This window comes from Vibrio sp. Vb1166 (assembly GCF_033338695.1).
GTDB classification, from domain to species: Bacteria; Pseudomonadota; Gammaproteobacteria; order Enterobacterales; family Vibrionaceae; genus Vibrio; species Vibrio alginolyticus.
In genome coordinates this window covers 78,011-89,291 of the sequence record NZ_JAWOTE010000004.1, presented here as the reverse complement: position 1 = coordinate 89,291, position 11,281 = coordinate 78,011, and the positions used below count along the sequence as shown (strand labels likewise).

At 46.2% G+C, this 11,281-nt stretch carries 11 protein-coding genes; 4 read left to right on the top strand and 7 right to left on the bottom strand.

Annotated elements, in window-relative coordinates:
• Positions 1 to 42 precede the first annotated feature (42 nt).
• Genes R7E51_RS06295 through R7E51_RS06285 form a run of 3 tightly spaced genes read left to right on the top strand, consistent with a single transcriptional unit; the run spans position 43 to position 3,219 of the window.
• Complete coding sequence (locus tag R7E51_RS06295; RefSeq protein WP_017821054.1) at positions 43 to 1,389, top strand: hypothetical protein; 1,347 nt, start codon at positions 43 to 45, stop codon at positions 1,387 to 1,389.
• Entirely contained in the window at positions 1,390 to 2,412 is a 1,023-nt protein-coding gene (locus R7E51_RS06290; protein WP_017821053.1) for a sensor histidine kinase, read from the top strand. It abuts the gene before it with no gap.
• Positions 2,413 to 2,427: 15 nt separating this feature from the next.
• A complete protein-coding gene (locus R7E51_RS06285; protein WP_017821052.1) occupies positions 2,428 to 3,219 on the top strand; it encodes a LytR/AlgR family response regulator transcription factor in 792 nt (263 codons plus the stop codon).
• A gap of 139 nt (positions 3,220 to 3,358) precedes the next feature.
• Here R7E51_RS06285 and R7E51_RS06280 read toward each other — a convergent pair whose 3' ends face one another.
• From R7E51_RS06280 to R7E51_RS06265, 4 genes are all read right to left on the bottom strand, one after another.
• The gene (locus R7E51_RS06280) at positions 3,359 to 3,853 is read right to left on the bottom strand and encodes a peptidylprolyl isomerase (protein WP_017821051.1); all 495 of its coding nucleotides are present in this window, start codon (positions 3,851 to 3,853) and stop codon (positions 3,359 to 3,361) included.
• 121 nt (positions 3,854 to 3,974) lie between these two features.
• Positions 3,975 to 5,636 (bottom strand): methyl-accepting chemotaxis protein, encoded by a 1,662-nt coding sequence (locus R7E51_RS06275; RefSeq protein ID WP_021707578.1) that lies wholly within the window; start codon positions 5,634 to 5,636, stop codon positions 3,975 to 3,977.
• 175 nt (positions 5,637 to 5,811) lie between these two features.
• On the bottom strand, positions 5,812 to 6,198 hold the full coding sequence (locus R7E51_RS06270; RefSeq protein ID WP_031780806.1) for a thiol-disulfide oxidoreductase DCC family protein: 387 nt from the start codon (positions 6,196 to 6,198) through the stop codon (positions 5,812 to 5,814).
• A gap of 24 nt (positions 6,199 to 6,222) precedes the next feature.
• On the bottom strand, positions 6,223 to 7,017 hold the full coding sequence (locus R7E51_RS06265) for a DUF4344 domain-containing metallopeptidase (RefSeq protein WP_005374451.1): 795 nt from the start codon (positions 7,015 to 7,017) through the stop codon (positions 6,223 to 6,225).
• Positions 7,018 to 7,879: 862 nt separating this feature from the next.
• Here R7E51_RS06265 and gltS point away from each other — a divergent pair.
• Entirely contained in the window at positions 7,880 to 9,115 is a 1,236-nt protein-coding gene (gene gltS, locus R7E51_RS06260) for a sodium/glutamate symporter (RefSeq protein WP_064354443.1), read from the top strand.
• 101 nt (positions 9,116 to 9,216) lie between these two features.
• Here the strand turns inward: gltS and R7E51_RS06255 are convergent, their stop codons facing one another.
• Genes R7E51_RS06255 through R7E51_RS06245 form a run of 3 tightly spaced genes read right to left on the bottom strand, consistent with a single transcriptional unit; the run spans position 9,217 to position 11,272 of the window.
• Positions 9,217 to 10,047: a membrane protein gene (locus tag R7E51_RS06255; RefSeq protein ID WP_017633815.1), complete on the bottom strand. Its 831-nt coding sequence runs from the start codon at positions 10,045 to 10,047 to the stop codon at positions 9,217 to 9,219.
• On the bottom strand, positions 10,047 to 10,904 hold the full coding sequence (locus R7E51_RS06250; protein WP_005383221.1) for an ABC transporter ATP-binding protein: 858 nt from the start codon (positions 10,902 to 10,904) through the stop codon (positions 10,047 to 10,049). Before R7E51_RS06250 ends, R7E51_RS06255 begins: the two co-directional genes overlap by 1 nt.
• Positions 10,901 to 11,272 (bottom strand): GntR family transcriptional regulator, encoded by a 372-nt coding sequence (locus R7E51_RS06245; protein WP_005374444.1) that lies wholly within the window; start codon positions 11,270 to 11,272, stop codon positions 10,901 to 10,903. Before R7E51_RS06245 ends, R7E51_RS06250 begins: the two co-directional genes overlap by 4 nt.
• Between the last annotated feature and the right edge of the window lie 9 nt (positions 11,273 to 11,281).

Below are 11,281 nucleotides of genomic sequence, written 5' to 3'. Positions count from 1 at the left end.
GAGCTTCGTAAATAGAACCATAAAAACGAGCAAGGAAGTCACATGAAACCGCACCAGCCTAACCTTAACAAAAGCACCAGTTTGTTGATTGCTGCGTCGTTGTGTGTGGGCGCAGCAGCCCCAGTTTTTGCCAATGATGAGCTGAGTTTTGAGTGGGATTGGGCTGTCAGCTACGAAACTGCCAAGCAGCGTGATAGCGCATTTATGCAAGCGCAGGGCAGTTCTCGTGATTCACTTAATGCACTGTTGGATGTACAGGTGAATTATCACAACTTCAGTGGCTTGTTTGCTCTGTACAGCCAAGGTTTGTACCTCAATCAACAAGGAAAGAGTGATTGGTGGAGTGAAGCTGATAACCAATTGCTGATTCGAGAGCTGGCTTGGCTAGGGGAGTGGCAAGTCGGTGATACCACTCTTGATGTGAGCTTAGGTAAGTTGCGCGTGGATTGGGGCGTGGGTTATGGCTACCGACCTTTGGATCTGTTTAAGCCTTATCGACAAAATCCTGTTGGCATAGTCGCAGAAGAGGGTGCGGGTGTGTTTTCACTCTCTCGCTACGATATGGCAGGCGAGTGGACGGTGATTGCAACGGATTCAAGCTGGGGGCAACAAGACCAGAGTGCTCTTGATCAAGCCGCAGAGCAGCAAGGTGTTGGTATTCGTCGTTATGCACTGGTGGGTGACACCGAGTATCAACTTATTGGTTATTACGATGATGTGCGCCGAGGTTTACTCGGAGCCAGTGCCATTGCCGTGTGGGATGAATCCATCGCTATGCACGGTTCCATGCTGTGGCAAAACCAAAGTGTCGGCTATCAGTTTCAGCAGGATGATCTTTACCAACCCGTTTCGGTTGAGGAGCTGGGCAGCGCATTCCAAGCCTTAATTGGGTTGAATTGGGCAAACCAAGCCGGGCACAACGTGATTGCTGAATATTGGTACGACAGCCGTGCATGGTCGAAAAGCGAATGGCAACAAGCAATAGAGCGTGGCGAATTACTCTCTCAGATCCCTGATCCTAACAACTCTCTGTTGGCTAGCAGCGCTCTACTTGCGACAAGCTACGCCCAAGGGTTTCAGCATGCCAATATCGTTCAGCATAACGTAATGTTGCACTGGAGTTGGGATTTGGAAGCATGGGCTGCATGGAACGGCAAAGCGGATATGGGCTGGCTAAGTGATGTAACCCCCACGTTGGATGTGATGCTGTCGCCACAAGATGGTGGTGTGATTGTCACGCAGTGGCTTAACTACCAATGGATTGATACTGGCGATCAAAGTGTAGAAGTGGAAGTTGCCGCACGCTTTTTAACCGGAGACGACCAATCTGCTTACGCACAAATCAATGATAAGCATATGATTGTATTTAACATCAAAGGGAAATTCTAAATGTGTTCAGCAAAATCAGTGGTGAAAAGTGGATGGCCGCGTAGCTTATTAGTGACCACGGCATTTTGTCTCTTTATCGCAGCAATGACGCTCTCGGTTTGGGGCGGTCCATTTTACATTCATGTAGCGGTTAGCTTTGGATTTGGCTATTCGGCTATCTTCTTCTCATGGTTGATTGACCGTTTGTTTCCAACCATCCCGCGTATGATAGAAGTGGTGTGTTCGCTTGTTGCCTGTTTATTGTTTGGGGTGATTAATGCGCAATTTTGGCTCGGAGAGTATTTTGGTATCTCCGATATGATCCCTGTTGGCTTAATGGGATTACTGTTTAGCGGTATGTGTTATTTCTATTTTTACTCGCGTGAGAAAGAGGCGGTTGCTCAACGAGAGTTGGAAGCCATCAAGCGCGAGAAAGCAGAGCAAGATCGTGCGCTGTTGCTGAGTCAGCTTAAGCAGATGCAAAGCCAGATTGAACCGCATTTCTTATTCAATACCTTGGCAAATATCAGTGCGCTCATGTCGCAAGATGTCGATAAAGCCAAGCTAATGCTAGAACAGTTAACCGCGCTGCTGCGTGCGACGCTCAAAAGCTCACGCGAAGAACACACCACCATAGACAATGAAACGGCGTTACTTGAGGCTTACTTAGGCATCCAACAAACTCGTTTGGGTGATCGACTCAGTTACAAGATTGAGGTGGAAGAAGGGCTAGGCAGAACCGAATTACCGCCGATGATGCTCCAACCTTTAATCGAAAACGCCATCATCCATGGTATTGAGCCGAAGCGAGAAGGCGGCGAAATCAGTTTGCTCATCAAGCGTGAACGACAGAACTTGAAGATTGAAGTCAGAGACACGGGTGTTGGCTTGAATCATGTTAGTGGGCACATGGGCTCTGGCGTCGGTTTAAGTAACCTCAAGCAGCGAGTTGAAGCTTTGTTCGCAGGGCAAGGAGAGGTTTCTATCAGTGAGTCTGCTCAGGGTGGTGTTTGTGTTCGCCTGAGTTGGCCAATGGAATCGTAATCAAGGAAGAAAGGAATGAATACAGGGTTTACTGCCATTATTGCTGATGATGAACCGCTATTGAGGCATCATCTTGATAAAAGCCTAGCTGAAGTGTGGCCAGAGCTAGAGGTGATAGCCAAAGTCGCCGATGGTGAACAAGCGTTGCAAGCCATTGAGCAAAGCCAACCTGATATTGCGTTTCTCGATATTCGTATGCCAGTTTTGGATGGTATGACCTTAGCGCAAAAACTCAATCAACTCGCCAATCCACCTTTGATTGTGTTTGTCACCGCGTACGATGATTACGCCATCAAAGCTTTTGAGCAAAATGCTGCCGATTATTTGCTTAAGCCTATCTCGGATGAGCGCCTTCTGACGACGTGTGAAAGAGTGAAAGCACGCCTTGCCAAGCGAGAGCAAGAAAGCAGTAATGTGCAGATGAGCAGCCTATTGGAGCAGTTGCAGCAATTATCCGCGCCACAAACGCCGCAATATCTTCAGTGGATCAAAGCGACGCAAGGGGAAGATATTCATCTGATTGCCACGTCTGATGTGTTGTATTTCAAAGCGGAAGAAAAATACGTTTCTGTGTATGCCCAACAAGGACAGGGTAAAGTGCAGGAGTATTTGATTCGCACATCGTTGAAAGAGTTGATAGGGCAGCTTAACCCAGAACAGTTCTGGCAAGTACACCGTTCAAGCGTGGTGCAAGTGTGCAAAATTAACAAAGTAAACAAAGACTTTGCTGGCAGAATGTTTGTTCACGTTGGAGAGAACAAGCTCCCGGTGAGCCGTGCATCTCAAAGTTTGTTCAAAGGGATGTAATCGCTAGAACTGCTCACTTTTTACACTGTAAACTCGCTGCTCATTTTTTCAGCAATAAAAACAAAAAGCGCCTAGGTCATAAGACATTAGGCGCTTTCTTCGTTTTATAGCGACGATTTCTCCGAAGAGGCGAATGGGTTTATTCGCTGATCGTCACTTTCTCGATAATGATTGGATCGCATGGCACATCATCGTGACCAAGCTTAGAGGTCGTTTTCACTTTCGCGATGCGATTTACGACATCCATACCCGCGGTCACTTTACCAAACACGGCGTAGCCCCAGCCTAGGTTGGTGGTTGCGGTGTGGTCTAGGAAATTATTGTCTTCCAAGTTAATGAAGAACTGTGCCGTTGCAGAGTGCGGTGCATCGGTACGCGCCATTGCGATAGTGCCAACAAGGTTCTTTAGACCACGGTTTGCTTCATTCGCGATCGGTGCGCGCGTTGGCTTTTCTGCCATGTCTTCGGTGTGACCGCCACCTTGGATCATAAAGCCATCGATAACGCGGTGGAAAATGGTGCCGTTGTAGAAGCCATCTTCACAGTATTTTTTGAAGTTCTTTGAGCTAACTGGCGCTCGTTCTAGGTTCAGTTCAATCTCGATGTCACCGAAATTGGTGGTCATAATAATCATCTGGTTTGCCCTTGTAGGTGCTAAGTTGGCGGCATTATAGCTAAGTCGTATGAGGATAGCAGAAATAAAAACAGCGACTTTTTGGCGCCGCTGTTTGCATGGTGAATGGGTGAGGAAAGCGTTAAACCGTAAAGCGACCGACCAAGTCGTACAGCTCGTTAGCTTTGTGGTTAAGGTTGCCACTGCCTGCGCGGTTTTGGTTGGCAAGGTGCGCCGATTGGCTGCTTTGTTGAGAGATGACTTCGATGCGTTGTGAAATCTCTTGCCCAACTTGGCTTTGCTCTTCGGTTGCCGTTGCGATAAGCGTGTTCATGTCCATGATGTTAGCAATTGCGGCTTGGATTTCTTGCAGTGCGGCAGAGGCAGCTCGTGCTTCCTCAACCGTTGCTTCACCACGCGCTTGGCTTGAACCCATGGCTTTCACTGCCGCATCCGAGCCAGACTTCAACTGCTCAATCATTTGGTGAATTTCGCCTGTGCTGTCTTGAGTGCGACTCGCCAGTTTACGGACCTCATCGGCAACGACTGCGAAGCCGCGACCTTGTTCGCCTGCACGGGCTGCTTCAATGGCTGCGTTCAGTGCCAATAGGTTGGTTTGCTCGGCGATGTCTTGAATCACTTCTAGCGAAGAAGAAATGTTCTGTACATCGCTCTCTAAACGAGAAATCACCGTGCTGGCTTCCGACACCTCTAGCGCGAGTGCTTCGACAGAGTTCGCTGCCGAATCAACAATGTGTTTTGCTTGTTGCGAGTTTTCATCGGCGTCTCTGGCTGATTGTGCTGCTTGGTTAGCGTTGTTTGAAATCTCGTGCGCCGTTGCTGTCATCTCGGTCATTGCCGCTGCGACTTGTTCGGTCTCTTCACGTTGACCAGAAGCTAATTCATCCACTTGCGATGCACGCTGTGACATCTCGTTGGTCTCTGAAACCACTTCTTGTCCTACGTGGCTAACGCTCTTAATGATGCCTTGCAGGCTTTCAACGAAGATATTGAAGTTACGGCTAAGTTGGGTGAACTCCGGCACGCTCGATTCTTCCATGCGCGCGGTTAAATCTGCATCGCCTTGCGCGAAAGAGTGAATTGAAGCATCAAACTGCTCAATAGGTTTCATGATGCTGCGGTTAACAAATACGGCAAAGACTGCAACTATTGCTGTTATCGAGGCACAAAACAGGGCTATCGCAGTTAGTGTGGTGTTGAGATCTTCGTGTGCTGCTTTTTCCATGTCTGCCACAATGGCGTCGATATCGTCAGTGTAGAAGCCCGTACCCAACATCAAGTCCCATTCAGGAATAAAGACTGAGTAGCTGAGTTTCGGTAGTGCTTCACTCTGACCGAGTTTCGGGAAGTAATAAGTCGTGAACTCACCAGTTTTGGCATTTTTTAGCAAATCCTGAATCAGGTAATTGCCTTTCTTGTCCTGCAAGTTATAGAAGTTTTCCCCGATGCCTTTGGTGTTTTTACCCACCACGACGCGAACGCCTTTTGAATCATAACCAAAGATGTAGCCGGATTGACCAAACTCTAGTTGTTTCAAAATAGGCAGAGCCTCTTCCAGTGGGGCATTTTGTGCGAGTAGCGGCTCGACAGCGGAACGCGCCATTTGTACGTAACTTTTGAGTTCGGCTTTTTTCATCTCCATCATTCGACTTCGAGTTTGCTCAATCTCGTGCTCGTTGTAGGCCGTGGTTTGTACGTAGGTGAACCACATCATGCCTATTGCCATAGTTAGAATTGGAATTATTGAAAGGATATATAGTCGTTTTCTGATCGTCAGATTCATAGAGACGTCCTTCTCTCGGCGCAGCGTTACAAGTGACAAGCTGAATAAGCTTGCCTGATAAAAGTGTTAATACTTATTGTTGTAATGCTTAGAGATTAACCGAGTTACTCAATCAGAAGTACTGGAAATTTGTAAATCTAGACGAAGGTCGTAGCATTTTTAAGCGGGATCACAATTAACGTGAACACGACCCACTATTGCAACGAGAAGTCCCCGTTAACCAATATGAGACGCGATACCTATTCTTTGCGAATTTCAGGTAAAGCCAGTCAGCAACAGGTTTAACGAGGCGCCAACGCAGTGGAGCGTAGAGCCAACCGCGACCAACTAATTGCCACGCACGATGAGTCACGTCCAACCCAAGCAGAAGCTCCCCCTTTTCGTTGAGGGCGTGCAAAATGGTGTTGGCTTGTTCAGGATCGATCTGAGGATAATCTGCGAATGCATCACTATAGATATCGACGGTTTTGATTTGCTGCTTGGCATCGCGTTGTTTTAGCGCCTTCATCTCTTTGGCACAAAGCGGGCAGGTTCCGTCATAAAATATGGTGAGTTTTGTCATTGCGGTTTTCTTGTTTGAGATTTTCTAATCGCTTTTACGTGGCGAATTTTCTTTTGGTTCATTGTTTTGCAAGTAATGCAGCCAATTGTCGCGAATGTTGCCGTAATTGAATTGGCAGAACTCTTTGCGATCACGCAGGTAGTCTTTTTCTACTTCATCGAGTAAGGCTTTGTATTGCTCAGGATCACTACCGTACACCAGACATAACGTTGAAAAGTAACGCTGCAAATCAAAGCTGTGTTCGTCAATGTACTCGCCAAAATCGTAGTAGTCCGGTCTGTCGTCGGATTCGAATGCGAACATGTCGGCGGCGCTAATGGCCATATCTGCGCCATCTTCTAGGAAGTCAATCATTAAAATGGTGGCAAAATTATCGACCGCATCTTCTTCTTTTCCGAGAACAGGGATGCTTTGATCTTCGATGTAAGCATGCCCAGCTTCATGAAGTAAAGTGTGCAATAACGTATCTAGCGCCCCTGTTTTTGGGGATTTTCCGAAGCGTTCTTCATACTGATTATTGGAGAAGTAATTGAGCGACTCCAAATAAAAAGTGTAAGGAACGTATATTGTGTGTGTATCAGGATCATACATTGGACCATCTTCTCCGCCGTAAACCAGCGTGAGAGCTTTATCAAATGGAAAGTAGACCTGAGATAGCTCAACAAAGATGGTGTTTACATCGCTGCTTTGAATCGATTGTTGGGCGATTTTTTCATGAGTTGTCTCTACGGGAGAATATTGAATACGAATGCTTTCAGCTGCTGTAGCTGATGAGACGACGCTGAGTAATAGCGCAGGGCAAAGCGAATGAATGTTCATGTGGGACTCTTGTTATTGAATAACTTGTATAAAAAATTATACATGTTTTTGCCTGATGCATAGTTGGGGTTGTACTCATCAGCCAAAGTCGGGGCATCGGTCTCGAAAAGCAATCATGATAACATCGCATATTTCGGCGGCTTGGTTCTCTAGGGCGTTTATCAAGACCTCTTGGATAAGAACGGCGGTGAAGTTATTGGCTATGCATCGTTTTCTAAGAAGCTTACTGAGTAACTGTGCTTCGATCTTTATCTGTGAAAATGATAATAGGCAGTTAATCATTGCAAGGTTTAACCATGGGGTTGGTGAATGTCACTGAATTGAAGAAAATTATCAGCGATATGTTATAATCCTGCTCCGTTGTGACGAAAACGTTTGTTGCAGCCTGAGAGTTTCCTTGGATTCGGCTCGTTTATACACCATGAGCCAGAGTTGAAAAGCTACGACAGGAACAGGCAAACCCAATTGTTTTGAACGCGCTCTCGGCGTTTAGCGGTTACAACGGGAAGGAACTTTGTTTGATAGTAATTGACACATTCTGTTTAAGTAAGGGAGCCCGAAGTGGTTCAGAAAGTGTCACCCAGAATTTACTCACAACACAACACCCCAAGCGATAACGCACAGGTATTGCGAGGGGCCATTTGAAGGAGCTGTATCAGCTCCTTTCACATTTAAGGGCTTGCTAACAGCGTAAAAACTGACACATCGCTTAAGGAGCGCCCCTTAAACTAGCCTAAGGCGCATCTACACCAACTTTTTGAGTATTTTCGAAACAATAAAGCGAGAAAATTTGCTATTGAACGAAGGTTAAACTAACACTCATTCATTACGGAGAATGAAGAGAACAATAATAAGAGGCGATATGAATCATTTAATATCTGTAGGTGCACTGGAGTCCTTCTTGGTCGCAATCAGTGTGCTTTTCCTGGGGCATTTTATTAATGCTAAGCTACCGATTTTAAAGAAATTCAACATACCTGAGCCGATTGTAGGTGGTCTTATTGTAGCCTGCATGATTACTGCTCTTCATTTCAACGGCATCGACTTAGAATTCGACTTGCCATTACAAAATACGTTTATGTTAATGTTTTTTGCGACAGTTGGTTTGGCCGCAAATTACACTCAGTTGATGAAAGGAGGTGCGCAGGTTTTTATCTTCTTAGCTGTCGCATCGTTTTACATCATCATACAAAACGGCGTTGGCGTTTCACTTGCGGCGGCGCTCGGTTTAGATCCTTTGATGGGGTTAATTGCTGGCTCGATTACTCTGTCAGGTGGTCATGGTACAGGTGCTGCGTGGTCACAAACCTTTCAAGACGTGTATGGATTGGATAACGTCTTAGAAATTGCAATGGCATCAGCGACTTTTGGTTTGATCATCGGCGGTATCATTGGTAGCCCTGTAGCGCAGCGTCTGGTGGAAAAGAACAACATAGAGTCTGAGTATGGTCGTGGTGGTCGAGATGCCAAAACTCACGAGAAATTCCCGGAGTTGGTGACTTACAATGAATACGAAGAAGATAAAGTAACGGCGAAAAAAGTGGTGGAGAAACTCTTCTTCCTACTGATCTGTGTTACTGGGGCCAAGTATGTCGAGCAATGGGTAAGCACGTATGAAATCTCATGGCTGATGATTCCAGACTTCGTATATGCGCTATTCATTGGTGTGATCATTACGAATTTCTTGGAAGTGACCAAGATTCGTAAGTTAGATGCCGAAACGGTCGATATGTTAGGTACGGTATCGCTATCTCTGTTCTTAGCGATGGCTCTGATGAGCTTGAAGTTATGGAATATCTTCGATCTAGCGATTCCATTCTTGGTTATTTTAGCTGTGCAGTCTGTCGTCTTAGCTATCTTTACGTACTATGTTACGTTCAAAGTGATGGGAAGCAACTACGATGCTGCGGTTATTGCAGGGGGGCACTGCGGTTTTGGCTTGGGTGCAACCCCAACAGCCGTAATGAACATGGGTTCAATCGTTAACCGATTTGGCCCGTCGCCACAAGCATTTATGGTGGTGCCAATTGTGGGCGCTTTCTTTATCGACATCGTCAACTTAATTATCTTGCAAGGCTACATTTCATTCCTTGGTTAAAGTTAAGTGGATGAGCTCCTAGAGGCGAAATAAAAACGGTCACAACACAGGTTGTGACCGTTTTTTTATGGCTCGATTTTGGCCGTTTATCGGACGACGGATTATTGAATGGTTCGGCTGAACTTGAGGCTAGCTGTCCAACCAAGAATACCAATGAAGGCGTAAATGCCAACGTTTAACCAACCCGCTTGAGGAATGGTATTGAATGGGTTTGGTGTAATAATGGCGTGCAGCGGAAGGTAAAGCACTTCGGAGAAAAAGTGATCTAGCCCGTAGTAACCAAAAAGTGCGATAGGCATCCAACGTAGCGCATAAATGGCGATAAACAAAATGACTAGTGGTGAGTTCACTTTTTGTGAAATAGCCATCGCAGTTAATGCCAGCGGTAACAGCAGAATACCGGCGAACAACATTCTGATTAAAAACTCTCCCCAATGCAGCAGCACGTAACCTAACGAGGCTTGGCGGTACAATAAAGCCAATTGGTGATCAGTAGAGATGTTCAGCAACCACAACATTAAATTTGCAGCGAGTACGAGCACCGAGCAGACGAGCGGAATCACCAATAAGCCAAACCCTAGCTTCACTAAATGGGTTTTTATGTCACTGACAGGCATACTGCGCCAAAACATAATGCTGCCTTCCGCCCGTTCTTTGCGTAGCGTTCTTGGGAAGTACTGAACGGCTAACAAGATAGACAGCAGCCCTGCTCCTCCGGTAATCAACATATTGACGTCATCACCAAGCTCTCTGTGAATGTCACTGACATCGCCACCAAAGCTCATTTGGAAAAACATATTGTGTTGTAGAGTATCGTTACTCATTAAACTCACAAAGAGAATAACTCCACACGCCAACACAAACAGTGGAATACGTAAAACAAGAGGGTTTTCTAACCACTCTTTTTGCAACATCGCGACAACTGAACGCATTACGCTGCCTCCTTCTGCAATGCTAAAAATAGATCCGCTAACTTCACCCCATGGATGGAACCCATTGTTTCTGCTTGTTGGGCATACTGGGCTTTGAGTAACCATTTCGTTGAACCGAGGCCTTTTTGTGACGAGAGTGGGTTCATCGCTTCAATTTGTGTGCGGTGCTCGTCGTTGGCTTCAAGAATGAAATAGTCTTCACTGATACTGTCCATCGAGGTTTGCAGAACGGGGCGACCATGCTTAAGAATCAGAACATCTGTCAGCAAGTGCTCAATCTCTGATACTTCATGACTGGCGATGATCAACACGCGCTCGCCGTCGTGAAACCATTCCAATAAGTGACGATAAAACGTCTCGCGATACACGAGATCTAACCCGAGTGTCGGTTCATCCAATATGAGGATTTGGGTGTTGGTCGCGATCACAATCGCGAGGTGTAATTGCACCTTCATCCCTTTGGATAAAGATTTGATGCGCGCACGAGGTTTGATGTCCGTTTGACGAAGTAGCGTATCTGCTTGGGCGCGATTGAACCCTGGATGCACGCCCTCGGTATAGTTAAGCAGTTGAGCAACGGTCATCCAATCTGGCAGAACGTTGACATCCGAGATGTAGGATAAGCTCTGCATTATCTTGTCGCGTTGCATAATAGGTTCAAATCCGTTGATACGAATAGTGCCCTGATATTCATGTGCACCGAGTAGGGCATTAATAAGCGTTGATTTACCTGCGCCATTATGGCCGAGTAAGCCAAGTACTTGTCCTGCATGTAGGTCGAAACTCACTTCATGCAGTGCTTCTCCTTGTTGCTGATATTGCTTGGAGACGTTGTTTACACTGACTAATGCGCTCATTGGTCACCTTTCAAGTGTGGTTTTAGTTGTTGAATGAATTCGTCGAGTGACATATCCAGACGCTGTATTGTGTCGGCTATCTGCGGAATTTGTTGCTGAAGAAAACGTGCCTTCTCGTCTGCGAGTAATTTGAGCTTTGCTCCTGAAGCGACAAACATACCTTGACCGCGTTTTTTCTCCACTAGCCCGTCATCAACAAGCAATTGATAGCCTTTCATAACGGTGAGGTGGTTAATTTTCATATCTGCAGAGATGCTACGGACGGAGGGCAGAGCATCGCCTTCTTGCCAGACACCTTGCAGTATTTGCTGCGTGATCTGGTCTGCCAACTGTCGAAATATCGGTTGGCGATCATGCCAATTAGTCATGAGTGAATC

What these genes read in the sequence shown, in the direction of transcription:
- R7E51_RS06285 (WP_017821052.1), top strand. Translation starts at nt 2,428, where the DNA reads ATGAATACAGGGTTTACTGCCATTATTGCTGATGATGAACCGCTATTG.
- R7E51_RS06245 (WP_005374444.1), bottom strand. Translation starts at nt 11,272, where the DNA reads ATGACTAATTGGCATGATCGCCAACCGATATTTCGACAGTTGGCAGAC.
- R7E51_RS06280 (WP_017821051.1), bottom strand. Translation starts at nt 3,853, where the DNA reads ATGATTATTATGACCACCAATTTCGGTGACATCGAGATTGAACTGAAC.
- R7E51_RS06295 (WP_017821054.1), top strand. Translation starts at nt 43, where the DNA reads ATGAAACCGCACCAGCCTAACCTTAACAAAAGCACCAGTTTGTTGATT.
- gltS (WP_064354443.1), top strand. Translation starts at nt 7,880, where the DNA reads ATGAATCATTTAATATCTGTAGGTGCACTGGAGTCCTTCTTGGTCGCA.
- R7E51_RS06255 (WP_017633815.1), bottom strand. Translation starts at nt 10,047, where the DNA reads ATGCGTTCAGTTGTCGCGATGTTGCAAAAAGAGTGGTTAGAAAACCCT.
- R7E51_RS06250 (WP_005383221.1), bottom strand. Translation starts at nt 10,904, where the DNA reads ATGAGCGCATTAGTCAGTGTAAACAACGTCTCCAAGCAATATCAGCAA.
- R7E51_RS06275 (WP_021707578.1), bottom strand. Translation starts at nt 5,636, where the DNA reads ATGAATCTGACGATCAGAAAACGACTATATATCCTTTCAATAATTCCA.
- R7E51_RS06270 (WP_031780806.1), bottom strand. Translation starts at nt 6,198, where the DNA reads ATGACAAAACTCACCATATTTTATGACGGAACCTGCCCGCTTTGTGCC.
- R7E51_RS06290 (WP_017821053.1), top strand. Translation starts at nt 1,390, where the DNA reads ATGTGTTCAGCAAAATCAGTGGTGAAAAGTGGATGGCCGCGTAGCTTA.
- R7E51_RS06265 (WP_005374451.1), bottom strand. Translation starts at nt 7,017, where the DNA reads ATGAACATTCATTCGCTTTGCCCTGCGCTATTACTCAGCGTCGTCTCA.